Consider the following 26,981-nt stretch of genomic DNA (forward strand, 5'->3'; position numbering starts at 1 on the left):
TACAAAGAAAAGTTAATGTCTTATTGCCCTATTAAGGGGTGTAAGACGAACTGATGTTATTGAATCAGTTAACCTGTAGTTTATGCACCATTAAAGCAAATATAATGCCAATAAATTTTAAGCGCGACATTTATACAAAATGTTTAATTAAGCTTCTGATATTAAATAGTAAAATTCTTTCAGCAATTGGGAAGCGAACTATTAAATTCGATTGGATTGATTGTCTGTGATGTAAGAATAACCAAATGTACGCACACATAGTTTAAATAGTGCAGTAACTAATCAATATAGTTAGCGAACTAGCTGCAGCAGACGTAGTGAATTATGGTTATTTTTAATCGGTGTCGCTGGCCCAGTAAGTAAAAATACATATACTTACTGGAATTTAATTAGTTTTCCTATATCTGCCTTCAAACCCACAAAAAATACCAAACCCTATCAACCCCACGCTAACCGCTCCCACCATCCAAGGGCCAAAGGGTTGTACCAGAAGGGTTGATAAGGCTTTTGACAGTCCGCCCGCTTTTTCCGAGTTTTGCGTTAATGATGCATTCATGAAAAAGCCGCCCACCAGCAAATAGACGATACCTCTACCGGTAAAGCCGATTCTTCCACACAGGTTGGCTATTTTTTGCTGGGTGTGAGACATGTCATTGACCAATTTATCCATAAAATCGCCTTTAATTGCATGCTTAAACTGAGTAAACGCAAACACCACCACAGCGATACTGATTGAACCGACAAGCAGCACGCCCCATGTCTCCTGCATGATACTGTCTCCCACTTGCTGTTTTTTGTCCTGCTGATCGTCTGGCGACCCCATTAGTACTTTGAATGCAACATAGGTCGCTGACGTGTAAGCGATTGCTGAAAAGAAGTAGAATAGTCGTATCAGTACATCTTTCACTTTGGACATGTCTAAATCATCTGGATTGGTGATCCCTTGCACAAACCGCCAGACAACATAACAACTAAACCCCGCAATTATCGCAGTTAAAGAGATTGAGCCAAAAGGAGAGTTGAGTATTTCTTGAAAGACAGATTTTTTAGACACTTGTTCGGTATTAGCAGCGGTAAAAGCAACATACAAGGTTAGCATTCCAAGAATACAATACACCACACACTTGGCTGCGTATCCAATTCTGGCTATTCCCATAATCACATGTTTTGTACCCATAATGCTCTAAATTCACGTTGAAAAATATTGATACTTTCGAGCTAAGCAATGTATGCGCCACATAGCAATTTTAACTAGATTAATAGGATGACTATTAAAACTTGTCCCTTGCTGAGGAAATGCTATAGGCGCTATACATAGGCTTTAAAACAGCTATCCAGGGTTATTTTAGAGATTTAACATCCCCGCCGACAATTTTTATAAAGGTACTTTGGGTAGTCATTGTGTTCGCCCAAACAAGTAGTATTTACATTCACCAGTGTCGTTTTTGCAGTTCTGCATGATAGATGGCAAGTAATTTTGCGGCTTACTTTCTGGCTGAACATGATAAACCGAGTATCCCATCACGACCATCGAATATTTGTTGTTCGAGAGCATAAATCCCCTGAAGACCTTTAAAAACAGGCAAAATGCTAACAGCGGAAAATAGTCTTTTGATACCTGAGCTCTTTCAATTGGACACTATGATAGGGCCGCCCAAAGACATGGCAACCTATTTGCTTAGTAGATGACAGAATCGTTCACAGAACTACAAAATGTCACCGTATGGTCAATCAACACAAGTGAATAAATTTTCACCATGACAAATATATTTTTGAGTGTGCAGAATTGTGTTGTACTGGTGTCGAATTATCATTGTGTCGGCCAAATTGGGCATGCCATTTAACAATTCAAATTATCGAGATTTCAGGAAGCCATTATGAAAAGTGTTACCACTCGCAGTGCCACAATGTTAATGATGTTGAGTGTGATTATGCTAACGGCATGCAGCACAAACAATAGCACCCAACAAGTTGCTAATGAACAGCCGCCGGAGGCAAATAAGGCGATTACTATTACCACCTCTCAAGGTACACAAACGTTGAGCCCTACAGTTGTCACTTATGATCCTGAAACCTTTGAAGATCCACTTGAATTTATTAACCGTCCGATTTTCGCGTTTAATGATGTGCTCTATCGATATGTGATGATCCCAGTCAGTAAAGGCTATACCGCAGTCATTCCAGACCCGGTACAAACCGGCATCGGCAATTTTTTTAGCAATATTCGTGAACCTCTGAACCTGATAAACCATGCCTTACAAGGGGAAGGTAAAAAGTCCGGAACCAATCTTTCTCGGTTTTTGATTAATTCAACTATCGGTCTGTTGGGACTGTTCGATCCTGCCGAGGCTTGGTTTGATATTGAAGAAGACACCGCGACCATCGGCGATACCTTAGAATCTTACCAAGTGGGCTACGGTAATTATCTTGTGTTACCAATCTTAGGCCAATCAGATTTTCGTAATGCTTTTTCCACCATCGGTGAGTCTATATTGAGCCCTGTTCGGGTGATCTCTGACGCACCGCAAACCGCTTATTTGCAAGGTTTGGATGGATTTAACGAATTTGCACCTAGCGCCCCGAGTTATGAAGAGTTACAAGCACAATCAGACGATCCTTATACATTTTTTAGAAACCTCTATCTGCAATCACTCAAGCGTGATGCTGACTTTCAAAGCGCCCCCCAGCAACTTTCGCCTTCGCCCGCAAATGTAAAGGGCAAGCACTCCAACAAAAACAAAGTCAATGAAAACCAAGCTAAGCAAGATGACGAGCAGGAGCAATAAGTCGTGAAAAATAACTACGCCGCAATGGTTATACGCCACGCTAAGTTAATTCTGGTTCTTTTTACAATCCTTGCCGTAGCATCAATATATTTTGCTCAGCGCTTTAAGATAGATGCATCAGCAGAAACCTTATTACTGAAGAACAACAAGATGTACATCCAGACTCAGGTGATGAACAAACGCTTTTCGCCGGACGAATTTATCTTGGTGGCTTATCAACCCAAACAACATGATGTTTTTTCCGAAACTACTTTCAATGACTTGCAATCACTGAGCAAGGCCTTCGCCGCTTTGCCGCGAGTCAAATCTGTTACTCATATATTGAATGTCCCGCTGCTCGGTAACGCCTCAGAGCTCAGCCCCAATGTGGATGCTGACAACTTCACTTGGTTAAATCAACAGTATTCCCCGCAAAAAATGCAGCAACTTTTTGACCAGCATCCATTATTTACCGACTTGTTAGTTAACAAAGACCAAACCGCTACAGCCCTGCAAATTGTCTTTAAAAAGGATGCTGCACTAAGCAAGATAAATGATCAAATCATCGAAATTCAACAACTTGCCTTAGACAAAGAGTTGACTGATGAGCAACAAGCGCAAATAGAACAACTTAAAACCCAGGCCGACCCTATCGAGCAACAGCTAAAGCAACAACGCCAACAAGAGATTGATAAAATCTATCAAATTACTGAAGAGTATGAGAGTCGCGCAAACTTTTACTTAGGCGGGGCTTATGTATTGGGCCAGCAAATGATCGAAATTATTACCCAAGACTTGTTGTTTTTTGGCAGTGCTATTGGTGCCGCCATTGTCATCATGTTGTTTCTGTTGTTTCAGCGCCTTCGCTGGGTCGTATTACCGGTATTGGCTTGCTCCCTTAGTGTACTGATAACTATCGGAATATTCGGTCTATTGGATTTGCGCACCACCGTTATTTCTTCCAACTTTGTCGCCCTGCAATTAATTTTAACTTTGGCGGTAGTCATTCATTTGATTGTTGAGTACCGACAGCTTGCTTTGAAGAATAAGCAAGACAGCCAAGCTGTATTGTTAGAAAAAACACTCAATTCGAAGTTTAAACCTTGTTTATATGCAGGCCTTACAACTTCGGTTGGTTTTGCATCGCTTATATTCAGTGGCATTCAGCCAGTAGTAAGCTTCGGCTGGATGATGATAGTTGCTATGACAATTTCCATCTTAGTAAGTCTGTTGTTGTTTCCAGCTTTCATGACGTTATTGCAGCATAAACAAGAAAAGGTCGCGACATCCATCACGACTTGGATGGTTAAACGCTTCACCGCCATAAGTCTGGGGTACAGTAAATCAATTTTTGCTGCCGCAGCTGTCATAGCCGTTATATCGGTTTTGGGTATCCTGCGTTTAGACGTAGAGAATAGCTTCTTAAACTACTTTAAGGAATCAACCAAAGTTCGTCAGGAATTAACCTTCATTGACCAAGAATTCGGCGGCTCGACCCCTCTTGATCTGGTTTTCAGCATTCCTAAACAGCAACAAGATAAACAATTAGTTTTGAGCGCCGAAACGGTACAAACCCTGCAAAAGATCCATGCCGTGTTAAGCAGCTACGAAGCCACAGGAAATATCACTTCGGTGTTCAATTTCACCGAACTGGCGATGAAAATCAACAATAACAAGCCTTTGACCGAGTATGAACTAACCGTAATTTACACCCTGTTAGACGATTCGCTAAAAGACAAATTGCTAGGCGCATATTTTGATCCCGACACTCATCAACTGCGAGTTAGTACGCGAATACAAGACAGCACTCCTGAGTTCAATCGCGCCGAATTTCTAGAAACCTTACGGGCAGATATGCAAGCCATAAACGTTAAGGAGGATCAGTATTCTTTGACCAATTTATTCGTCTTGTATCAGGACATTTTACAGCGTTTGTTCAGCTCGCAAATCCTAACATTAGGACTGGTTTATATTGGTTTATTTGCAGTACTATTCTTTATCTTCAAATCGTTTACAGTGGCTTTGATTGCGGTCACCCCTAATATACTCACCACTTTAATAATCTTGGGTGTGATGGGTTGGTTGAATATTCCACTAGACTTGATGACCATCACAATTTCGGCTATTGCCATGGGCATAGCGGTGGATGATACTATTCACTTTGTGCATCGCTATCTTGAAGAGTCACCCCATCAAGACCCCGAACAAGCGGTACGCAATACTTTTGATAGTGTTGGCTATGCGTTGCTATACACCACCTTAATCATCGCCATAGGTTTCGCGCTACTTAGCTTTTCTGACTTTGTACCGAGCATTTTATTTGGTTTATTAACGGGTTTAGCCATGTTAATAGCACTGTTGACAGACTCCACTCTACTGCCAGCGCTATTGAAACGCTTTGTGGGTAAAGCGGCGACTTAGCTTTAACCCTCACAGATTCGCTAAATGGTAACAAACTGCTAATCTTGCTAGATGAACCCGTTGGAAAAATCATGTCTTTTTTGAAAAATGTGTTAATTACCGGTGCCTCAGAGGGCATCGGGCGTAGCTTGGCTGAAGTATTTGCCAAGCATAACCATGAACTCATTCTAGTGGCGCGCAATCGGCAAAAATTGAATGAGCTGGCGATGTATTTAAATGCCAAATATGCAGTAACTTGCCACGTCTACCCAACGGATCTGAGTGTAGTAGATTCGGCCGAGATGCTATTTTCTCAATTGACCAAAGATAAAATCCCAATAGACATCTTGGTCAATAACGCAGGCATGATGCAGATAGAGAAGTTGTATTTGGCAGATACCGAAAAGCTCAATCAATTGTTGCAACTCAACATTCAATCCCTGGTGAATATGACTCGTCAATTTGTTCCTCCCATGGTGGCTCGACAGGCTGGTAAAGTGCTAAATGTCGGTTCAATCGCAAGCTTTATGCCTACCCCTAATTTCAGTGCCTACGGTGCAAGCAAAGCCTTTGTTCTTTCCTTTTCAGAAGGCATCTCAGAAGAATTAAACGGCACAGGCGTGACCGTTACCTGTGTTTGTCCCGGTATTACCCAAACCAATATGTTGCATCAGGCCCAAGGTGTTGAAAAGTATATCCCAAGATTTTTGAAGGCACACCCTGATAGTCTAGCCAGCGAAGCATATAACGCGCTGATGAAAGGTGAAGTGGTATTTTTAGATAAGTTAGCCAATAAATTATTGGTGCAATGGGCTACCCATTATCCGCGATGGATGGTGCGCAAAGTAAACGGGTTATTTAGTAAATTTAGTTGAGCAGTATATGTGCGCTTTTGTGGCGGCTACAAAACCATATAAAAAGACTCAGTGACAACAAGCCTGTTGTCACTGAGTCGAATGTTATGTTCAATTTAAGTTAGATACGCAACTAGCCTTAAAAAGTATATTGCATGCCAATACGCATGTTGGCTTCATCATTCACGAAACCGACTGATTCTTGGTATTCTTTGGCCAACAGGTTTTCAATGTTGAATGAGGTTGTCAATTGTTCGGTCACTTGCCATTGGCCTGACAATCCATATTTTGCATAACCGCCTAATTCCACCAAACCTGTAGCTATTGAGCTATCTAAATACTTGTCTCTGAAGTCCGCAAACAGGCTAAGGGTAACAGTGTCCCAACTTCCATCTAAGGCCACACCACCAAACCATTTAGGGCGGCGTCGCAGCTGACTTGGGCCGTCATCAACTTCAAGCTCAGTATAGGTAACATCAGCAGATAGACTTAACCACTGATTAATTTTGCCAAAGGCACTGAGTTCAATCCCGGTTGCATCAACGCTACTGCGATTCACTGAGGTAAATAATTCGGCGTCAAAATCAACTAAGTCTGAATAGTGGTTATCAAAATAGAGTATGGAAAATTGACTATCTTGTGAGGCTACTTTCATCCCGACTTCGGCATTTTCACTGCGCTCAGGTTTCAAATCAGCATTACCAATCAGTGGATGAGCTAATGCAAAGAAACTCGGTAACTTAAACCCTTCGTTATAAACCGCAAACAACTGGATTGTTTCGGACACGGCGTAATCGGCACCGATCCGCAATGAGGTTTCACTGTCGAAATTGTCAGATTTATCATATCTGAGGCCCATATCAAGGGTATAATTTGCTTGCTCATATTGCGCTTCGGCAAATGCACTGCGGGTATCTTGCTGCAACACAAAATCTACTGGCAAAGGGAAACCAAAATCAATTGAACCATCGTTGCGGCCCTCTGCATTTCGACCATTCACTCCAAACACCAAGGTAGTGGATTGATTCAATTGATGCTTGGCGAAGACTTCTACCTCGAAGCGCTCAAATTCAGAATCCACCATGCTAGCAGGCACGCCAGACAGCACGCCTTCTGCAATACCTGGACTATTGGAAGACTCTTGACGATTTAACCAAGAAAGATTGCCACTGAGGCTAGTTTTGTCAGACAACGCATAGACATGCCTGAGGCCCACCAACCATTGTTCACTGTCACGGGTTTCTGCAATTTGTGGCAGCGCATATTCTTCTCCACCGGAATCTTCGGCAAAGCCAACATTGTCGCTATTGCTAAAGGTTATCAGCAACTCATTACTGACTTTTTCAGTATCAAAGCCAAGCTTAAATAAGCCTTGCTGAGTATCAATGCTAGCGAAATCAGATGATTTACGCTTACGACTAGAAACACTGGCTAATAAATCCACGCCGTTATCTAAACTGGTGGAAAATGTTCCGCTGGCATTTAATTGCTCATCGGTGCCAAATTCAACCCCAATCGACTGGGGCGCAGAACTGCGGGTAACTATATGGATAACACCGCTGATGGCTTCCCCACCATAGACCGCACTAATGCCGCCACGATAGACTTCGATTCGATCGATAGCACTGGGATTAATTTGATTAAAATCGAAACCACCACCCCGGCTATTGGTTGGATCATTGACCGCAACACCGTCAATTAATACCAGAGTGAAATTGGATTCTCCTCCTCGTAAAGAGACAAAAGGAATTCCACCAGCGGCGCCATTTTCAGCAATAATAATGTTAGGAATACGACGCAACAAATCCAAAGTAGACGCAGGATTGAAGGCTTCGATTTGGCTTCTAGAAAGCGACGAATAACTGCCTTGGCTTTGTTTGGCAATTCGCGTTCCCGTTACTTGGAGGGTTTCTATCTCGGGTTGAGCCATCAGTGAACAGGCATACAAAGGCGCAACACAACACAAAATATTCTTTAAATTCACCACATTTTTCCTTTGTAAGTACCGAATCTTTGTTCGATACAGAAGCTGAAGAGTTAACTTGATGAGGATAGTAAACGCTTTTGTAAATGCGATCATCCTTCGACATAACTTTTTGATTTAAATCTTTAAATTAATTAGATTTTGGGTAAATAGTACGCACTGAATAGAACCTGTTTCGGAATGGCGACATTCAACTTTGGATATAATTACACACTTGCGGGTAATAAATAAACCCAATCATGCTATTCGCTGCCAGTACCCAAGTTACGCAACTGCATGTAACTGGCTAATTGCCTCGCATCAGCGTGAGGACTTGTCTGCAACGCAGTAAAAACACTATTCTGGTCTGCGGCACTGCGATGCTGACCGAGCTTTTCTTTAGCTTGAATGTCATCGATGACTATTTTAAAACCGACAATCGCCTGATCTAATTTCCGCTGATAGCTTTTGGGCATAACCTCAGTATTTTGCAGTAGTGCAGGTTCAAATTGTGCGACCAATTTGTCCAGCGCAATGCTACTTTGTGTGTCATCAAGTAGCTCAACCTTGCCATAACAATGCACAGCAGCATAGTTCCAGGTGGGAACCGCCGGAGTGGTTTGGTACCAAGTCGGTGAGATATAACTATGGGGACCATTGAATACAACTAGTACCCGCTGATCCTGAAGATTTTTCCACTGTGAGTTGGCTCTGGCCATATGCCCATAAAGCACGCCTTTTTCAGCCTCATCCGACTCTAATACTAGAGGCAAATAAGTCACATCCAATGTGCTGGTAATAAGTTGACCGAAGCTATATTGCCGAATAAAGCGGACAATGACCTCATCGTCATTGAGCTGCATATTTTTTGGTATGTACATCTTCGTCCTAAAGTGGTGAATGATATGGGTTGAGCATTGCCAAGTTTATTCACTAAGGCGTTAGAGTAGCGAATATGCTGGTGCTTGGATGGGCAATTATGTAGCTAAAAATTTAAATCCTCAATTTAAGATTGCGTTAAGTTTAATCAATTAAAGTTACGCTCACGATAAGGAAACCCTTTTTGGTTTCATTTAAATAAGTGAGCAAATATGCAACAGGCATGGCTAAATCCGTCCAGCATCACGCTACCAAAAGCGCGCGTATCAAGCGCGAATAAGATAAACACTATTGCACTGAGTGCGATACATTCGCGCCGTGAAGAAGTGGAATCTTTTATAGCAGAGGGGTTTTACCGCTCATATAAAGCTCAGGTTACTTCATTTGCACCTATTCTATTAGCCGCTCAAAGCCAGCAGATTCATGCAGCCCTAGGGATTAGAAATGCACAGAGTGGCTTTTTTGTCAGTCAATATTTTGAGCAACCTCTAGAACAAGTGCTAGCCCAGCGCAACTTGCAATCTGCCGAACTAAAACTGGCAGAAATAGGTAACCTGTACAGTACTTCTCAGCGGTTTTCTATCCCGTTAATGATAAGTGCTGCGCTGGCTCTGGTTATGAATGATTACACCCACTTAATCTTCACAGGTACGCCAAAAGTGAATGACATTCTAACCTCCTACGGAGTCGAATTAACCGCCCTTGCTCAAGCCCAGCAAGCAAAAGTAGAACAAGGCAAAGATGATTGGGGAAGCTATTACTCGGCTTATCCCATAGTCATGTTAGCCAACCTCAATGATGTGATTGCCGCCATTATGGCGCGACCCGCACTGAGCGCATTGTTTGACTCATTGGACGGCGAGTTAACCAGCGTTCATCAACAATTGAGGTGTTTATGATAGAAACAATTTTAAGCTCCGCAGAGCCCTCTGCAATCGCTTTGGTTTGTGGCCAAAATCAGATTTCTTACCAGCAACTTGGTGACAATATCACTGTGCGAGTTAACTGGCTTAAAGCCAATGGCGTCGAAAGGCTGGCAATGGCGCTCGATAATGGTTTGGAATGGGTTTATTTCGACTTGGCTTGTACAGCGGCAGATATATGCATCATTCCGATTCCTGGTTTTTTCAGCCCCGCTCAGCAGGCTCATCTGTTACAAAAAAGTGGAGCCGATTTGCTAATTAGTGATGTTGCCGCTGAGCAATTACACAACACGCCCTTTACTGATATTTATTATCAGTTGAATCCTATTGAGCAGCTTTGTGCTATGCCAAATAATACCGGAAAAATCACCTTTACCTCAGGTTCAACCGGCACGCCGAAAGGGGTGTGTCTGAGCCATCATTCCCAACATGTGGTTGCTCAGTCTCTGGTTGAGACCATAGGAATACAGCAACCTCGTCACTTGTGTTTATTACCTCTTGCAACGTTATTAGAGAACATCGCGGGGGTATACGCCCCTTTACTTGCCGGTGGAACCGTTATCTTAGCAACAAGCGCACAACGGGGTTTTAAAGGCAGTCGATTGACCGATATACCCGCCATGCTGGCACTGATCCAACACAGTCAGCCTAATACCCTCATTTTGGTTCCAGAACTGCTCTTAGTGTTGCTATCAGCCTGCCAGCAGGGTTGGCAGGTGCCAGCTTCATTGCAGTTTATTGCCGTGGGGGGCGCAAAGGTTTCAGCCAGTTTGTTGAATCAAGCTAAGCAAGCAGGATTGCCGGTTTATCAAGGCTATGGGCTATCCGAATGTGTCTCGGTTGTTGCGCTAAATACAGCTAAACATGACATCTTTCAATCGGTAGGAAAGGTCCTAGCACACAACCAAATCACCCAACAATCAGGAGAAATTGTGGTAAGGGGTAACTTGTTTCTGGGCTACTTGGATGAACCTGAGACCTTCCATCCCGAACAAGTACTCACCGGTGATCGTGGTCGAGTAGAGGATGGCTATGTGTATGTGGAGGGAAGAACTAAGCACCTTATTATCAACTCATTTGGGCGTAATGTCTCACCAGAGTGGATTGAAGCGGAGCTTATCGCCAGTGGCCTATTTGCCCAAACCATAGTACTTGGTGAAGCCCGGCCACATTGTGTAGCGCTCTTGGTACCTATCTCCAAGCAAATTAGCGAAGCCCAAATTACTTTTGCAATAGGCCAAATCAACGCAGCACTGCCAGATTATGGCCAGATAAAAGCCTGGTCTTGCATCTCACCTATGACTTACCAAGCAGGCCTATTGACCGCCAATGGAAAACTGCAAAGAGCTAACATTAGCCACACGTACCAGAGATTAGTTGAATCACTTTATCAGTCTGATAATCAATTTGAAGTGGAGTATTAAGATGAATTTATATCAACGTTTGCAACAAGAGACCCAGTCCCAACGAGACTATCTAGTTAGCTCTCCGGTCATACAGCGATGCTTCAGCGGCGAAATTATCTTAGATGATTACATCGCGTTTTTACAACAGGCCTATCACCACGTGAAGCACACGGTTCCGTTGCTTATGGCTACCGGCAGCGAGCTACCGGAAAGTAAAGAATGGTTACGCGAAGCGGTAGGTGAATATATTGACGAGGAAATGGGCCATCAAGAGTGGATCCTAAATGACTTGGCCGCTTGTGGTGTCGACAAACAAAGTGCCCGGCGTAGCCAACCTTCAGCCGCAACAGAATTAATGATTGCCTATGCCTATGATTGCATTAGACGCAAGGATGCTTTGTGCTTTTTTGGAATGGTATTTGTGTTGGAAGGCACCAGTATTGCCTTAGCCGACAACGCTGCGCTGACCATAGCCGAAAAACTTAACTTACCTAAAAAGGCCTTTAGTTATCTGAGCTCCCACGGGTCACTCGATCAAGAACACATAGTGTTTTATCAAAATCTAATGAATAAAATAGACGATAGAGCTGAGCAAGATTTGATTATTCATAGTGCCAATATGTTCTTCAGATTGTATGCCAATATCTTTCGTGAACTCAGCACTGAACATGGCCTTGCGCTAGTCGCATAAGGAGAAATCAATGAATTGGCAACAGCAAACTTGTTTACTAACAGGGGCAACAGGAGGGATTGGTGAAGCAATCGCTCAACAGTTGGCCGAAAAAGGCGTGCGTCTCATCTTACAAGGCCGTAATGAACAGAAATTAACTCAACTGGTTAACAGCTTGCCCGGGCAGCATGACATTTTGGTTGGAGACATTAATAACCAAAACGATCGAAACCGCATTGTAAAACACATCGGTAACTGGGGAGGCCTCACTATGTTGATCAACAATGCTGGGATCTCTGAATTTAATCAATTCGAACACTCTAACACTGTTGTATTACAACGCCTGATTGAAACGAATTTAACCGCGCCGATATTGCTCACGCGCATGTTGTTGCCGTTATTAAAGCAAAACATGAATGCCCATATCATCAATATTGGCTCTACCTTCGGCAGTATTGGCTTTGCTTGTCACAGTGCATATTGTGCCAGCAAATTCGGCTTACGGGGTTTTACGGAATCCCTTCAGCGCGAGTTTAAAGGCAGTAGCATTAACGTGCTCTATTTCGCACCACGGGCCACCAATACAGCAATTAATTCAGACAAGGTAGTGGCAATGAATCGTGCTCTGAGCAATAAAACAGACGATCCACAGTGGGTAGCTAAGCAGTTGCTCAAACAAATCGAGAAGCGACAAACTCGAATGTTTCTAGGCTTTCCTGAAAAATTATTTGTCAAAATTAACGGTGCATTTCCACACCTTGTAGACAGTGCGCTTTTTAAAAAGCTGCCAATTATCAAACGCTTTGCAGCTACTTCGTCAAAGGAGGCGATCTCATGAAATCATTATTTTACGGCATACTTTTAAGTGCTGCAGTGGCGTTCAACGCCACTGCGCAAGATCCGCAGGATATAAATTGGCCTGAACTGAAAATGGTCCAACAGCAGTGGGCAGTGGTTAATTATCAGCTACCAAAGGATAATAAAGAGAATGCATTTGAAAGCCTAATTAAGCAGGCTGAAAAACTTACTACACAACATCAAGACCGTGCCGAAGGGCATATTTGGCTTGGTATTGTGCAATCCAGTATGGCAGGGGCAAAAGGCGGCGTTGGCGCACTGAAATATGCTAAGGCGGCTAAAAAACACTTTGAAGCAGCCATGCGTATTGACTCCCATGCATTGCAAGGTTCAGCGATGACCAGTTTGGGTGTGCTTTATCATAAATTACCAGGCTGGCCCATCAGCTTTGGCAGTGATAAGAAGGCCGAGCAGCTATTGAAGAAATCCTTAGAGCTGAACCCTACAGGTATTGATGCTAATTATTTCTATGCTGAGTTCTTATACGATGACAGACAATATTCCCAAGCTAAAGAGCGCTTGTTAATTGCTAAGCAAGCAGCGCCTAGACCTGAGCGTCCGTTAGCAGACACCGGTAGACAAGGGGAAATTAACGAGTTATTACAAAAAGTTGAGAGCAAGCTTTAATCGAGTTATGAGTAAGGTGGCGCGCGATAGGCTTTGAAGGCTATCGCTAGCTACCAAAATGGTTAATTTAGCGTCTTGAGAGTGATGAATAGCGAGAAAGTCTAATCTTCAATATCGTGATCATTGCTAAGATGATAAGGCATAATTCTCAGTGTTGCGGTCGCCACACTGACCTCTAAAAAGAACCCGATCAGCCCGCCAGTGATAAAGCTCACGCCAATAATAAACATGGTGAGTATCAGCGGATCTAAATTATACTCCACTAATCCATTAGTGATCAGCAAGACTACATTCAAACAAATCATTACCGCCGCTGCGGTTAAAAACGTAATTGCCCAATTTGCCAAGCGCATACGTCTTTTCAACGATTTCAATTCGTACATACTGGCCTGATCAATTCGCCGCGGATTATGATATTTCAGATCTTCAAACCATCTGGCTCTATCGATAATTCGGCCTAAGCGACCAGTTACCACATTAACCATTTGGCCAATACCGACGATTAAAAACACCGGGGTTAAAGCAAGTTGAATGAGCTCAACTGCGCTGCCAGTAAAGTCGCTATACATAGTTGTACTTGTTCCTATTCCAATGCTAATAAAGGGTTAGCTTACAAATCACCAGCCAGTTATGCTTACTCAAACTGTTGCCGCGTAATTTCATTCATCGTACGGGGAAATCTGGGATAGTGACACTTTAACACTAACAGGTAGAGTTTTGTTATTGATAATTACTCGCAATAATTTAAGACACTGAGGCTAGAGAATCCTAACCTCAGATATTGCGAATATCAAAAGCAGTGTTATATGAGAGCGTGGCTTAGCTGGTACTTTTATCGTTAAAACTAACCCCATAGAAAATGCTATATAGCACCGGCACAGCGACTAAGGTCAATAAGGTAGCGAAGGTAAGGCCGCCCATAATAGTGACCGCCATATCGGCAAAGAATGCATCAAATAACAACGGTGCCATCCCCAAAATAGTGGTAATTGCCGCCAAGGCTACGGGCCGCAGACGACTTAGGGTTGCTTCAATAATCGCTCTTCTAGCCACCAATCCTTCGGCTATTTGTAAATCTATTTCTTCAATCAATACTATGGCATTTTTGATCAACATGCCGAATAGACTGAGGAAGCCCAGTAGCGACATAAAGCCAAATGGCATGTCAGTGACGAGTAATCCTGACACCACGCCCACTACAGCCATGGGTACAACTAACCAGATGATCAGCGGTTGGCGAACCTTTGCGAACAACAGCACCGAGATTAAAAACATCACTAAGAATCCCGCCGGCAGACTTTTACCCAGTGCCGCTTGAGCTTTATTAGCATTTTCAAACTCCCCACCCCATTCAAGTTTGTAACCATCAGGTAGTTCGATGGCTTCAATCTGAGGTCTGATACGCGCCAACGCATTCGCTGCAGTTTCGTCAAATCCTGGTTCTGCCATCACAGTGATGTTTCGAACCCGATTACGTCGGTGGATTAACACTTCTTCATTAACTAGCTCAACTCCTTTGGATATCTGTTGAAAAGGTATATAGCGACGTTGTTGCGAGCTCCAAACTTGATTATTAGTGATGGCATCAATGGTGGAATCACCTGTCACTGACATCTTCGCTTTAATCGGATATGAATAATCCCCATCCCGAATACTGCCCAACTTCAAACCGTTGCTAGCATATTGAATGGCATCACTGAAATCGGAGCGAGTTACCCCTGACACTCCCGCATTTAGCTCATCATAATGCCCATTGAGGGCAAGGCCTTTCTCCCGCCAGTTATGCCGAATGTCACGGATGTTTCCGTCCTCACGCAAAATTGCTTCAGCCGAATCGGCTAATCCACGCAAGACAGTTGCATCAGGACCGGAAAATCTGGCACCTAATTTAGCCCCACCACCAGGTCCAAATTGCAGACGCTCTATATAAAAACTCGCATCAGGGTCAACATCGGCTAAATCTGCCAGTAAGGTAGGGGCAAGCCCATTGATTTGGTCTTTTTGTTTTACTTTTATCATCAGCAATGCATAACTTTCATTAGCAGTTTGTGGGCCGTAAGTTAAGGTGAAACGATCCGCCCCCCGTCCGATGAAACTAGTTAATGCCTCAACTTCAGCGTGTTTAAGGATACGCTGTTCGGCATCTTTGACTCGTTGCTCTGTGTAGCGGATATCGCGATCTTGAGGTCCCCAGTAGTGAACAAAGAAAATTGGCGTGTTGGAAGAAGGAAAGAAACCTTGTTTGACCATCCCGAAACTGGCGTACGCAACAATAGTAATCAACAATAACGCAGCAATACTGATCCATCGAAAGCGCAACGCCCATCCCAAGACAGCTACAAATCCCTTCTGAAAACGAGAAGGGTTAGGTGTTTGTTGATTGTCACTCGATTGCTTATAAAAATAGGAGCCTAGCAGGGGTACAACACTAACTGCCAATATCCAACTTAACATTAGTGATATCAACACAACGGCGAATAGTGAATAAAGGAATTCACCGGTAGAGTCATCTGATAAGCCAATTCCAGAGAAGGCTGCGATACCAATGATAGTGGCCCCGAGCAGCGGCCACTGGGTTCTTTTAACGATAAAACTTGCCGCTTCTTTGGCACTTTTTCCCTGACTCATACGGATCATCATGCCCTCAGCCACGACTATCGCATTGTCCACCAGCATCCCCATCGCAATTACCATAGCGCCTAAAGAGATACGTTGCAGTTGGATGTCAATCAACCACATGCATAGTACCGTTCCCATCACAGTTACCAGTAAAACTGAGCCCACAACGATTCCCGAGCGCCAACCCATAAACAGGCATAAGGTTAAGGTCACCACTGTAACTGATAAAACTAAATTTAGAATGAAACCATCCACTGACTCGTCAACAATTTTTGCTTGATCGTAGATAGGAGTCAATGTAATACCTACCGGCAGTTTCGTTAATAATTCGGCTACCTTGTTGTTAACATTTTGACCAACCTCAACAATATTGACCCCTTCAAGAGCAGACACAGCCAATGTGATTGCATCATTGCCTTGATAGCGAATAAGTGAAGGTTGGATGTCCGCCGGCTCCAATTTCAATTCCGCTACATCTTTGACTTTAATTGAGCGATTGGTGCCAGGCATAACCAGAGAAAGGTTACTTAATTCATCAATTCGATCGGCAGGATTTTCCACTAATAAACGTATCTGCTTACCGTCGACTAAAATTCGGCCACCATTAAACGGACGTAAATTGTCCTGAAATAAGCCAACTAAATCGGGAAATGACATACCCAATCCGGCGATTTGGTACGGGTTAATGTAGGCTACTATTTGTTCTTGTAGTACACCCTTGACTTCTACTTTGGCTACGCCATCTGTGGTCAATAATTCACGACGGATAATACGAGAAAATTCACGCATTTCATGGGGACTAAATTCAGTGGCACTTAATGCGTAATATAAGCCAAACACATCACCAAAATCATCGTAAACCACCGGATCTTGGGCACCCGTGGGTAAGCTTGGCGCTGCGTCCCTTAGCCTTTTACGCAACTCATCCCAAATTTGCGGGAGCAGATTGCTATCATAATGGGACTGCACTTCTACAGTGATTTCTGACACACCAGGAGATGACACAGACGTAATCAAATAAAGCTGTGGCATTTGTTGAATCGCAATTTCTAGCGGTTCGGTAATTTCCCTTTCAACCTGCTGAGCGCCGGCACCAGGAAATTGAGTGATCACCTTGACTTGTTTGATAGTAAATGCAGGATCTTCAAGCCGACCTATGTTGCTCAGCGCTATTGCACCGCCAATCAAAAAGACTACAACCAGCAACCATACATTGACTGGATTTTTAATCGAATATCGTGCGAAATCCATGCTTACTGTTCCGCCGTATAGGGTTTAACACTGATACCTTGAAACATTTTAGATGCGCCAGCCGAGACCAAGAAATCGCCCGGCATCAGTTCGCCACTGACCAAAGCAAGTTCGTTTTTCATCTGTAATACATCTACGCCGACTTTTATCACAGACTGTTGATTTTGTGTGTATTTCCAGACATGAAAACCTTGGTCATTGTTACCTACCAAAGCATTAATTGGGATCAGTACACCCGAATCTTTCAGCTCTGAATTAACGCTCGTTTTAACTACCGCTCTGGCACCTGGGGTCAAGTTTAATTCGTCATTCGGGGCCATGGCGAATTTCACTTCATAGGTTTGAGTAACAGGGTCTGGCTGAGCAGAATATTCAACATATTCCACATCGAACCATTGATCAGGCATGGTTAAAATTGCGGCTTTGGCAGAGTCGATGCCTCGTCCTGCATTGGCTGTGACTAAACGTTCGGGCACATTAACTGTAAAGAAAATACGCGAGACGTCTTGCAGTTTTGCAATAGTTTCACCCTTGGATACAAAACTGTTGTTTTCAACTAAACGTTGCGATACCTGGGCATCAAAAGGAGCAGAAAGTTTGGTATAGCTTAAATCTTGTAATGCATTACCCAGTTCCAGATCGGCAAGTTCAAATTCTGTTTTAGCGCTATCGAGGCTACTTTGAGCCACCAAGCCCTTTTCAAACATCTGAGCTGTGCGCTGCATATCACGCTGAGCTTGGTCTCTTCGTGCTTGTTGCTCTTGCACACGACGCTTGAAGGGCTGTGGATCGATAGTAGCAAGCAGATGACCTTTGCTCACATCCTTACCCGCCACCATATCCATTTGCACAATACGACCGGAAACTTCGAACCGAACATCCACGGTTTTCACCGCTGAAACCACTGCAGGGAAGGTGAACTCATTTAGCTCGGGAATAGCGATGACTTCGCTTAACTTCACTACCGTAGGGGCAACTTCTTTTTCCATTTGGGCTTCAGGTTGGCTACAGCCGACCAATAAAGTAACAAGTAACAATGGCAGAAGTGCACGGGTTGGAATGCAAAAATAATTATTCATCTAGTTTCGGTCTCTCGGATTTTGCTAATGACTAACGTAAAAAATGTATACGCATCAGTAAATTTAGTGATTGGATGAGAATAATGCGAGCTCATTGGGGTGATTCTTTCGCCATCCAGCAAAAAAAGTATACTGACCAGTGCAGTTTACTTTGTTCATGGAAAAAGTAAACTGCTTAGTGTAAAGTTACCTTGTTTTTAGCAGAGGTAGATTGCAATCCAATGACAGAAAAGAAGATGTCTCGCAGTGAATTAAAACGCAAGGCTATTGTTAACGCAGCAAAAACCGCATTCTTAACCGATGGTGTTCAAGCGACTAGCATGGACAAATTAGCAGAGTTAGCGCAAGTTTCTAAGCGTACTGTATACAACCACTTCGCCACCAAACAAGACTTAGTAATGTTTTTGCTCACAGATAAATGGACAGAAACCTTAGTAAAAGTAGACGCAGTTTATAACCCACTCGCCTCCCTGGAAGAGCAGTTAACCCCGCTTATTTTACAAGAAATCGAGCTGATGATTGACAAGGACTATATTGAACTAGCCAGAATGGCATTGGGTTACTATTTTTATCATCCGGAAGAGCTAAAAAAACACGTTGACCAAATTACCGCTCAAGAAACCATCATAGATCGTTGGTTAAAAAGCGCTATCGACAGTGGCAAAGTAATAGTGGACGATATAGAATTTGCCACCGAGCAACTGCATAAGTTAATTAAAGGCAACTGTTTCTGGCCAGTGCTGCTGCAAGTAGAATCACCTCCATCGACTAGTCAAAAGCAAATGATAGCATCAGAAACCGCTAAAATGTTCTTAGCCAGATATGCGGTCTAATCGGAACTACTGAATCGTTAAGCGGCGGATAAAGCCATTTACAACCGTTTTCTGACCATTTTCATCGGGGATAGTCCGGCCGGGCATGCCCATCCCTTCACTAATATAGATTTGATTGTGATGCACTGCGATGTTCGAAGGCGTATCCAATTTATCGATAATCTCCTTGGTTTCGATACTGTCTAGGTTACAGGTTAACAGTCTGCCAGAATGACGTTGAAAGCCGCCATGCAAACATGCTTTCGTATCGTCGTCGTTTTGCAAAGGCTCGAGGAAGTCCGCGCATAACTCTAAGATATAAAGGATATTATCCGCTGCCAGCGCAATACCCGTTGGTGCGGTTAACCCGTCAAGCACCAGACTGACTGTACCGCTTATCGGATCAATACGAATAATCTGTCCGGCTTGGCTATCAAAATCAATTCCCTTTCTGGTTGGAGCATCTCCCATCACACCTAAATCAAATATTACCGTGATCTGGCTGACATTTGTGCCAACTTCACCGCTGAAATCAAACACTAGCTCTTGCCAGCCTCCTCCAGAATGAATAACGTTGCGCTCGACATTCATACCTTCGAGCTTAAACAGCACACTAACCGAGCGGTTTGACCAAACCTTCATTTTGAAACTAGTGCCATCCACGTCGATAGGACTATCAAGGGTAATTGTAGAGCCGCCCCAAGGTTGACCCGCAAATTTTTGCATGCGCACAACTTGCGCACTGGTATTAATACCTGAGCTATCAGGGTTGCTCACAATGACTGATTGACCCCCATCAAAGTTATTAAAACTATATTGCTCAGCAGGGTTCTCAAAGCCTTCGGTGATAAATGGCGGCTCAGACATATCCTGGTCACTGATATCGTCATAATAAAAAGTCCAATAGTCAGGGTCATTGGCTGCGTCACCCATTACGCCCAAATCAAAAATAATCGTCACTTGATTAACAGCGCTGCCGGTTTCGCCCGCGAAATCAAAAGATAAAACTTCCCATCCCGTGCCGCCATGAATCACACTACGTTCAACATTCATTCCTTCTAACTTGAATAACACGCTGACAGCACGAGCAGACCACACCTTCATGCTGAACACTGTGCTATCAACATCGATGGGTGCGCTTAATGCTAAGGTTGAACCGCCCCATGGCTGGCCAGAAAATTTCTGCATTTGTACCACTTGAGCACTATCGTTTTGGCTGTTTTGATGTGGATTTGATAGGACAGTAGAAAGACCTCCATCGAAGTTACCCAAGGCATAACTTTCGATGGCACCCTCAAAATCAATTAGCAGAGCACTAGGCGTGGGTTCTTCAGGCTCGTCAGGAATATCCAACTCATTCGGTAATACAAGGTCATCGTAGTAAAAAGTCCAATCTTGAGGATTACCCGCTGCGTCGCCCATCACACCTAAATCAAAGATAATGGTGATCAGAGATACATTTGTGCCGGTTTCGCCGCTGAAATCAAAAGATAAGGTTTCCCAGCCTGCGCCGCTATGAGCAACATTGCGCTCTACATTCATGCCCTCTAATTTGAGCAATACATTGACTGCTCTTGGGGACCACACTTTCATACTGAAAACCGTGCTGTCCACATCTATTGCAGCGTCCAGAGTAAACGTAGAGCCGCCCCAGGGTTGGCCTGCAAACTTTTGCATTTGCACCACTTGAGCGCTGGTATTTATGCCTGCTGGCACAGGATTGGCCAGCACAGTAGACACACCACCATCAAAATTAGTAAACAAGTAGGAATCCATTGGTCCTTCAAAATCCACCGAATTTAACGGCTCAACAATACCTATATCATCATAATAAAATGTCCAGTTTTCAGGATCATTGGCTGCATTACCCATCACGCCCAAATCAAAAATAATGGTGACTTGAGACACGCCTGTTCCGACATCTCCGGTAAAATCAAATAACAAATTTTCCCATCCAGACCCTGTGTGCACAACGTTGCGCTCGACGTTCATACCTTCTAATTTAAACAGCACATTAACCGGACGGTCTGACCACACTTTCATGCTAAATTGGCTGTCTTGTACATCCATTGGTGAGTCCAAGGTTAAAGTTGAACCACCCCATGGTTGGCCAAAGAATTTCTGCATTTGCACCACTTGTGCACTGTTGTTATTAGGCGATACATCAGGATTGGCAACGAGTGTTGACACGCCACCATCAAAATTTACAAAGGAATAGTTATCTGGGCTTTGTTCGAAATCTACCAGCACTCGTGAATTTGGCATCTCACTAGGCGGTGTTTCATCACCTTGCTTGAAGATAACATTGTCGACCCGAAAAACAGCTCCTTCACCTTGTCCCCAATCTGGGAATATCATCACCACATCTATGCCGTTTAGATCCAGTCCAGCTCCACGCAATGTGCGCAGTGGGATGGAATAGTGTTGCCACTGCTCAGTTGGTGCAGCAATTGAAACCACCGCCTCGGTTCTGGCACCGCCTTGCTCAACTTTCAAATTCCAACCTGCATCTGCATTGTTAGCCGCTGTGACCAATTTTAAGTCAAATTCTAAAACACCATTGGCCAGCAGTGGCGAACCATCATAAAGTTGCGGAGAGTCTGATTCATTGGTGTTGAAACCCACCACAGTTGGTGTGGCACCAATGCTAAACTCAACCACTTCATTGTGCTGTGCATCATCGAGTTCAATACTCGGCGTGGAGCCTCCACAGCAATCCCATGCCGGCCAACTTGGATTAATGCTATTGTCAAACACGATAAGCTCAGTTGGGATCCCATCCGAAGGCGGAACTGGGATAGGCGCTTTACCTAAATTGAGTGTGCCGCCATCGGCAATAAGTTCATCATAGCCTGTATGGACAGTTGCACAGCCTTGACCACTAGCAGGGGCAACCGAGCATTCATACACCCTGACATAATCAATCTCAAATGGGTTATTAGCATGAAATGCACTGGGGTCAATACCACCTAAATTAACTCCTTCAGGCCAGCTCCCCCCGACTGCAAAATTCAGAATAAGATGGAACCTTTCATCATACGGCGCGCTGGTCCATACCAGTTGTCCATCCACTTCGGTGTACCAACCTTTGTGGATCAAACCATCAGGATTACCGTTTTGATCATAATCGGTTAACGACTGACGCTGTGTTTGATACAGCACACCATCAACGTACCAGCGAATTTCACCCTCTTCCCACTCAATAGCATAAACATGGAAATCATCGGCTGGATTTTGATTATCAGGCAACAGATAGTTTAATCCTGAACTGTCGTTATTCGGCCAAGTCTGACCATAATGCAAAGTACCATACACATCGGTTTGAATTTGATCTGAAGAAGGTGTGCGAGGAACGCCAAGATTGACCGCTTCAAAAATATCAACTTCACCCGAGTGTGGCCATCCACCATAAACATTGTCATTGGGCAACATCCAGATTGCTGGCCAAGCACCTTGTCCACGGGGCGCTTTAGCGCGGACTTCCACACGACCATAGGTCCATTCGGCTTTATTTTTGGTAACCAAGCGAGCAGAGCTATAGGGTAAGGGTTGGCCGTCGGCAGGTTTTGCCACAATTTTGAGTATACCGTTATCGACAAAGGCATTTTCAGGGTCATCGGTGTAGCACTGCTTCTCCTGATTGCCCCCACCATTACAGTCAATATCATAGGACCATTTACTTTGGTCTATGACGTTACTGGAAAATTCATCCTGCCAGACCAAATCCCACGGACTGAGTTGCTGAATCTGTGAGTCGAATGACAAACGAGCCCGCTGTAAGGCGAAATCAACTCTGACCCTAACACTCGCACCCGGTGCAAATTCGGAGTCGCCCAACAAAAAGTAGGGCTGACCTTGAGCATCTTCGCCTGCGGCGTTCAGCACAGGTAATGTGGAATTCGCAATCAGCACCCGCATGGATTGGGTTTTGGTTTGATCGCTCATATTCTCAATCGTCAGATAGGAGAAATATACACGGTTAACTCGATCGAGCGCCGGTCGGGATTGGCTCACCCGAATGTCAGCTTGAATATTCTGCCAATCGGCTTGGCAATTGAGGGTGATAAGTGTAAACAGGGTAAAACACAACCCCCGGATGAGGTTAACATTTTTCATGGGATACCTATGCAGGATGATAACTTAAGATTAATTGGGTGCGCTGACAAAACGCCAGAAAAGCGTGAAGACCACCAGCGCAACGCGAGTGTTTAGATTAATTGATTTTTCGTTTTCTAAAGCCAAGTAAACCCGCCGCTAACAGAAACATAACAGCAGGCTCATTAACATCCACATCACCGCCAATTTCACTCAGCGAGATGTCATCGATAAATAGACTTGAGCCAAAGGCATCGGGTAAACCATTTATGTCCGTACCTATGTTCAGCTGAAAATCCAGATACCAATTGGTTTGGTTAGCAAAAGAACTATCCAGCTCAAAACTGATGGTTTGTGCGAATTGACCGTCAATCTCGGTTGGCTCTATTAAAAACCCCAAATCACCATTTTGATTAAAGTAATTACCACTGCCATCATTTAGCCCAACCAGAAAGTAATCTGCGATAAATAGCGGATCTTGACTGGATAATTCACTACTTACCGCATAGCTAAATTCAAGGGTAAAACCCTTTGTGCCAGAGCCAGAAAAATCTAATTGCTGAAACAATGTATTGGCAAAAAAGGCCTCGTCCACAGGCGCACCGGCAAGGTCGCCTGCAGGGTCAAAATGATCAACATTAATCGCGGCCCGGCAGTTACCGGCATTATTATCAATAGCAAAGTCATTGCCCAAGGAAATATCGCCAAACCCATCGGTGTCTTTTTGCCAACCGCTATAGTCGCAGGATGAAAAGTCGCCATTTGAGATCATCGCAGCAAAGGCATGGGTGCTAGACAGTGCCAACACAGCGATAGTGGTTTTCATTATTTTGTTCATAACCATTTTTCCAGTTTTAAGAGACCCGACAGATTGTTCCCTGCGCAAATAAGCTCCAATGGCTAGCGCAAGGTACCTAAGATAAATTTCATCTTTAGCGGTAACTTTTACTAACGGTGAGGCTATATCGACGCCACCTAGTTTTAACATCCGTTTAACAAATACCAGCATAGCCCTACATACTTAAATTAAGATATGGCTTTGCGCTGAAGTGGGTATAGCGAAGAGGTGAGCAGGAATTAACCACTCGATTTAGTACTTTAAATCCAGATGAACTGGATTAACTTTGCTCTTACCCGCGCTACATATAGAGTCGCAATCAATAGATTGTGATGGTTAGATGTTGAATTAAAGGATGCTGGCAAATTCAATAATTGTTAGCGGCAAAACCATAATTTTAATATTTATTTAACATGCTAGCCTGCAGTTGTGTATTTTTTGACAATCAGTAAATAGGTTAATTTATGAAGTTGCGTTTGCTCATACTACTAAGCTCGATGTTAATTACCTCAGTGTCATATAGCGCTGAGAATAGCCCGCTGAAAATGACAGAAAAGGAGTACTTGTCACAGCCTGGCTTAGACGTATTGGTGTTTAACAATTGGTATAACGGTCTGTTTAGCGACTCAAAAATTAGCGGAATTGAGCTGGTGCACCATGGTGTGCGCACGGTTACCAATGGTGATGTGCGATTAAACGACACCCCTGAGCAGTGGGACGCAATACCTGCGTTTATCAAGCGAGAAGTACATTCCAGCGACAATAGTATTGAAGCCTTTTTGCACTACCCCGAGCATAAATTTAACTACTCAATAAAAGTTACACCTACTGCACAGGGCGTTGATATTACGGTAAATCTTCCACAACCTTTGCCACAAGCGCTAAGTGGCAAAGCCGGGCTAAATCTGGAATTCTTACCCTCTACTTACTTCGAGAAATCATTTATTGTTGACCAATCTCCTGGTCATTTCCCGCTATACCCCACAGGCATAAAAGAAGTTAATGGACAAACAACGGCCCCACCATTGGCAGCGGGACAACATCTGGTATTGGCCCCTGAAGATGAAAAACATCGGGTTTCTATTTCAACTAAAAGCGGTCAAATCGCCCTGTTTGATGGACGTAGTAAAGCACAAAATGGTTGGTTCGTGGTGCGTGGTCTGCTGCCTGAAGGCAAAAGCGGAGAAGTGTTAAAATGGTCACTCTCAGCTTCTACTGTTCAAGAGTGGCAGCGTTCGCCAGTCATCGGCCATTCACAGGTGGGCTATCATCCAAAACAACAAAAAGTCGCTGTGATTGAATTGGACCAACATGCAAAGTTCGACCACTTAGCCGAATTGATCCGAGTAAACTCCGACGGCTCTCAACAGGTCGTTCAATCCGCCAAACCTGAACTATGGGGAAACTACACCAGATACCAGTATGGCCGCTTTGATTTCTCATCAGTCACCGAGTCGGGTGTTTATCTGTTGCGCTACGGTGATACCACCACGGCAGCATTCAGTATTTCAGCAGAGGTTTATGCTCAGGCTTGGCATCCTACATTGGATCATTATTTTCCGGTGCAAATGGATCACATGCTGATAAATGAAGCATATCGTGTGTGGCACGGTGCCTCTCACCTTGATGATGCACTGCAGGCCCCAGTTGATATTGAGCATTTTGATTTATACGCTCAAGGGCCAACAACAGATACTCAGTACCAACCCGGTGAGCATATACCTGGGTTAAATATTGGCGGCTGGTATGACGCGGGCGACTACGATATTCGCACCCAAACCCAATATCAAACGGTACAAAACTTAGTTGCCGTGTGGGACAACTTTGCCCCCAAGCGAGATACCACCTTGGTAGACTATGACGCCAAATATGTTGATATTCATGTGCCTGATGGCAAGCCAGATTTACTACAACAAATTGAACATGGTAGTTTGGCGTTATTGGCCCAATATCGGGCGGTAGGCCATGCCATTCCGGGCATTATTGTTCCGGATATTTCACAATACACCCATTTAGGTGATGGCCTGACGATGACGGATAATCTCATTTATAGCGACAAAATGAAGGTTAACCAATCCGATGGCATCCGCAGTGGAAAATTTGATGACCGCTGGGCGTTTACCAGTAAATCTTCAGCATTAGATTATGGCTCTATGGCGGCACTCGCTGCGGCCAGCCGGGCACTAAAAGGCTACAACGATGCGTTGGCTAAAGAAGCACTTGATACCGCGCTGCAAGCTTGGCAAACAGAACAAGACACAGGCCCCCTAGTGTTTCGCCACGGCAATACCACTGGCGGTCGTTTACAGGCAGAGAAACTCAAAGCAGCCGTAGAGTTATTGGTTACTACCGGCGAGCCACGCTTTGCCCAAGCCGTGACATCTTTGCTGCCCGAGATCAGCGAACACTTTTCACAAAGTGCGGTTATGGCTCTACGGGCCTTACCCTTTATGGAAAAAAGTTATCGCGCCACCTTGCGCAAGCTAGCAGAGCAATATCGCCAGCAGTACGGTGAAATCACCAGTAATAATCCCTATGGCGTATTGATTACAGAAGGCGGTTGGGCAGGCAACGGTACTATCTTGAATATGGCAATGACCAATTACTATTTACACCAAGCCTACCCCGATTTATTTGAAGCTGAGTTAGTCTTTCAAGCACTACATTATCTGTACGGAACCCATCCTGACTCTGATATCTCTTTTGTATCCAATGTCGGCACCGTTTCTAAAAAAGTGGCTTATGGGATGAACCGTGCTGACTTTTCGTTTATCTCTGGGGCCGTTGTGCCAGGCGTGCTGATCCTCAAACCAGATCTACCAGAAAACAAAGAAGACTGGCCGTTCCTATGGGGGCAAAATGAATATGTGATTAACGTTGGCGCCAGCTATATCTTTGTCGCCAGCGCCGTCCAACAATTATTGCAGCAATCAAAATAATCT

General features: G+C 44.0%; 18 protein-coding genes. 10 read left to right on the top strand and 8 right to left on the bottom strand.

Annotated features, from left to right (window positions below; translation table 11 throughout):
• Window positions 1-385: 385 nt before the first annotated feature.
• Window positions 386-1,177, bottom strand: coding sequence for a DUF1206 domain-containing protein (locus QR722_RS17925; RefSeq protein ID WP_286284344.1), 792 nt, complete (start codon window positions 1,175-1,177; stop codon window positions 386-388).
• A gap of 700 nt (window positions 1,178-1,877) precedes the next feature.
• Between QR722_RS17925 and QR722_RS17930 the strand changes: the two genes are divergently transcribed.
• The 3 genes from QR722_RS17930 (at window position 1,878) to QR722_RS17940 (ending at window position 6,040) form a co-directional block, all read left to right on the top strand.
• Window positions 1,878-2,786, top strand: a complete 909-nt coding sequence (locus tag QR722_RS17930; protein WP_286284346.1) for an MlaA family lipoprotein — start codon at window positions 1,878-1,880, stop codon at window positions 2,784-2,786.
• Window positions 2,787-2,789: 3 nt separating this feature from the next.
• Window positions 2,790-5,186 (top strand): efflux RND transporter permease subunit, encoded by a 2,397-nt coding sequence (locus tag QR722_RS17935; protein WP_353506891.1) that lies wholly within the window; start codon window positions 2,790-2,792, stop codon window positions 5,184-5,186.
• A gap of 71 nt (window positions 5,187-5,257) precedes the next feature.
• On the top strand, window positions 5,258-6,040 hold the full coding sequence (locus QR722_RS17940) for an SDR family NAD(P)-dependent oxidoreductase (RefSeq protein ID WP_286284347.1): 783 nt from the start codon (window positions 5,258-5,260) through the stop codon (window positions 6,038-6,040).
• A gap of 118 nt (window positions 6,041-6,158) precedes the next feature.
• Here QR722_RS17940 and QR722_RS17945 read toward each other — a convergent pair whose 3' ends face one another.
• Together QR722_RS17945 and QR722_RS17950 are read right to left on the bottom strand one after the other, a co-directional pair.
• Complete coding sequence (locus QR722_RS17945; protein ID WP_286284348.1) at window positions 6,159-8,003, bottom strand: TonB-dependent receptor plug domain-containing protein; 1,845 nt, start codon at window positions 8,001-8,003, stop codon at window positions 6,159-6,161.
• A gap of 242 nt (window positions 8,004-8,245) precedes the next feature.
• Window positions 8,246-8,863: an FMN-binding negative transcriptional regulator gene (locus tag QR722_RS17950; RefSeq protein WP_286284349.1), complete on the bottom strand. Its 618-nt coding sequence runs from the start codon at window positions 8,861-8,863 to the stop codon at window positions 8,246-8,248.
• 210 nt (window positions 8,864-9,073) lie between these two features.
• Between QR722_RS17950 and QR722_RS17955 the strand changes: the two genes are divergently transcribed.
• From QR722_RS17955 to QR722_RS17975, 5 genes are read left to right on the top strand one after another with little or no spacing between them, the layout of a single operon-like run.
• On the top strand, window positions 9,074-9,760 hold the full coding sequence (locus tag QR722_RS17955; RefSeq protein WP_286284350.1) for a thermostable hemolysin: 687 nt from the start codon (window positions 9,074-9,076) through the stop codon (window positions 9,758-9,760).
• On the top strand, window positions 9,757-11,208 hold the full coding sequence (locus tag QR722_RS17960; protein WP_286284351.1) for an AMP-binding protein: 1,452 nt from the start codon (window positions 9,757-9,759) through the stop codon (window positions 11,206-11,208). The genes QR722_RS17955 and QR722_RS17960 overlap by 4 nt, the downstream gene beginning before the upstream one ends.
• A 1-nt stretch (window position 11,209) precedes the next feature.
• Window positions 11,210-11,881 (top strand): iron-containing redox enzyme family protein, encoded by a 672-nt coding sequence (locus QR722_RS17965; RefSeq protein ID WP_286284352.1) that lies wholly within the window; start codon window positions 11,210-11,212, stop codon window positions 11,879-11,881.
• Between the two features lie 10 nt (window positions 11,882-11,891).
• The gene (locus QR722_RS17970; protein ID WP_286284353.1) at window positions 11,892-12,698 is read left to right on the top strand and encodes an SDR family oxidoreductase; all 807 of its coding nucleotides are present in this window, start codon (window positions 11,892-11,894) and stop codon (window positions 12,696-12,698) included.
• A complete protein-coding gene (locus tag QR722_RS17975; protein ID WP_286284354.1) occupies window positions 12,695-13,345 on the top strand; it encodes a tetratricopeptide repeat protein in 651 nt (216 codons plus the stop codon). The genes QR722_RS17970 and QR722_RS17975 overlap by 4 nt, the downstream gene beginning before the upstream one ends.
• A gap of 101 nt (window positions 13,346-13,446) precedes the next feature.
• On the opposite strand, the gene QR722_RS17980 is transcribed toward QR722_RS17975, so the two are convergent.
• The 3 genes from QR722_RS17980 to QR722_RS17990 form a co-directional block, all read right to left on the bottom strand.
• Window positions 13,447-13,914, bottom strand: a complete 468-nt coding sequence (locus QR722_RS17980; protein ID WP_286284355.1) for a DUF2721 domain-containing protein — start codon at window positions 13,912-13,914, stop codon at window positions 13,447-13,449.
• 250 nt (window positions 13,915-14,164) lie between these two features.
• Window positions 14,165-17,215: an efflux RND transporter permease subunit gene (locus tag QR722_RS17985; RefSeq protein ID WP_286284356.1), complete on the bottom strand. Its 3,051-nt coding sequence runs from the start codon at window positions 17,213-17,215 to the stop codon at window positions 14,165-14,167.
• A 2-nt stretch (window positions 17,216-17,217) separates the two neighbouring features.
• Entirely contained in the window at window positions 17,218-18,294 is a 1,077-nt protein-coding gene (locus tag QR722_RS17990) for an efflux RND transporter periplasmic adaptor subunit (protein WP_286284357.1), read from the bottom strand.
• Window positions 18,295-18,515: 221 nt separating this feature from the next.
• Here QR722_RS17990 and QR722_RS17995 point away from each other — a divergent pair, with 221 nt between their 5' ends.
• The gene (locus QR722_RS17995; protein ID WP_286284358.1) at window positions 18,516-19,127 is read left to right on the top strand and encodes a TetR/AcrR family transcriptional regulator; all 612 of its coding nucleotides are present in this window, start codon (window positions 18,516-18,518) and stop codon (window positions 19,125-19,127) included.
• A gap of 6 nt (window positions 19,128-19,133) precedes the next feature.
• Here the strand turns inward: QR722_RS17995 and QR722_RS18000 are convergent, their stop codons facing one another.
• Window positions 19,134-23,222, bottom strand: a complete 4,089-nt coding sequence (locus tag QR722_RS18000; RefSeq protein WP_286284359.1) for a family 16 glycosylhydrolase — start codon at window positions 23,220-23,222, stop codon at window positions 19,134-19,136.
• A gap of 97 nt (window positions 23,223-23,319) precedes the next feature.
• Window positions 23,320-24,210 carry a hypothetical protein gene (locus QR722_RS18005; RefSeq protein WP_286284360.1) on the bottom strand — a complete coding sequence of 297 codons (891 nt, stop codon included), beginning with the start codon at window positions 24,208-24,210 and terminating at the stop codon, window positions 23,320-23,322.
• A 293-nt stretch (window positions 24,211-24,503) separates the two neighbouring features.
• Between QR722_RS18005 and QR722_RS18010 the strand changes: the two genes are divergently transcribed.
• Window positions 24,504-26,978: a glycoside hydrolase family 9 protein gene (locus tag QR722_RS18010; protein ID WP_286284361.1), complete on the top strand. Its 2,475-nt coding sequence runs from the start codon at window positions 24,504-24,506 to the stop codon at window positions 26,976-26,978.
• Window positions 26,979-26,981: the final 3 nt, after the last annotated feature.

This window comes from Aliiglaciecola sp. LCG003 (assembly GCF_030316135.1).
GTDB lineage: Bacteria > Pseudomonadota > Gammaproteobacteria > Enterobacterales > Alteromonadaceae > Aliiglaciecola.

What these genes read in the sequence shown, in the direction of transcription:
- QR722_RS18010 (WP_286284361.1), top strand. Translation starts at nt 24,504, where the DNA reads ATGAAGTTGCGTTTGCTCATACTACTAAGCTCGATGTTAATTACCTCA.
- QR722_RS17990 (WP_286284357.1), bottom strand. Translation starts at nt 18,294, where the DNA reads ATGAATAATTATTTTTGCATTCCAACCCGTGCACTTCTGCCATTGTTA.
- QR722_RS17960 (WP_286284351.1), top strand. Translation starts at nt 9,757, where the DNA reads ATGATAGAAACAATTTTAAGCTCCGCAGAGCCCTCTGCAATCGCTTTG.
- QR722_RS17940 (WP_286284347.1), top strand. Translation starts at nt 5,258, where the DNA reads ATGTCTTTTTTGAAAAATGTGTTAATTACCGGTGCCTCAGAGGGCATC.
- QR722_RS17950 (WP_286284349.1), bottom strand. Translation starts at nt 8,863, where the DNA reads ATGTACATACCAAAAAATATGCAGCTCAATGACGATGAGGTCATTGTC.
- QR722_RS18005 (WP_286284360.1), bottom strand. Translation starts at nt 24,210, where the DNA reads ATGCTGGTATTTGTTAAACGGATGTTAAAACTAGGTGGCGTCGATATA.
- QR722_RS17955 (WP_286284350.1), top strand. Translation starts at nt 9,074, where the DNA reads ATGCAACAGGCATGGCTAAATCCGTCCAGCATCACGCTACCAAAAGCG.
- QR722_RS17930 (WP_286284346.1), top strand. Translation starts at nt 1,878, where the DNA reads ATGAAAAGTGTTACCACTCGCAGTGCCACAATGTTAATGATGTTGAGT.
- QR722_RS17985 (WP_286284356.1), bottom strand. Translation starts at nt 17,215, where the DNA reads ATGGATTTCGCACGATATTCGATTAAAAATCCAGTCAATGTATGGTTG.
- QR722_RS18000 (WP_286284359.1), bottom strand. Translation starts at nt 23,222, where the DNA reads ATGAAAAATGTTAACCTCATCCGGGGGTTGTGTTTTACCCTGTTTACA.
- QR722_RS17980 (WP_286284355.1), bottom strand. Translation starts at nt 13,914, where the DNA reads ATGTATAGCGACTTTACTGGCAGCGCAGTTGAGCTCATTCAACTTGCT.
- QR722_RS17925 (WP_286284344.1), bottom strand. Translation starts at nt 1,177, where the DNA reads ATGGGTACAAAACATGTGATTATGGGAATAGCCAGAATTGGATACGCA.
- QR722_RS17965 (WP_286284352.1), top strand. Translation starts at nt 11,210, where the DNA reads ATGAATTTATATCAACGTTTGCAACAAGAGACCCAGTCCCAACGAGAC.
- QR722_RS17970 (WP_286284353.1), top strand. Translation starts at nt 11,892, where the DNA reads ATGAATTGGCAACAGCAAACTTGTTTACTAACAGGGGCAACAGGAGGG.
- QR722_RS17975 (WP_286284354.1), top strand. Translation starts at nt 12,695, where the DNA reads ATGAAATCATTATTTTACGGCATACTTTTAAGTGCTGCAGTGGCGTTC.
- QR722_RS17995 (WP_286284358.1), top strand. Translation starts at nt 18,516, where the DNA reads ATGACAGAAAAGAAGATGTCTCGCAGTGAATTAAAACGCAAGGCTATT.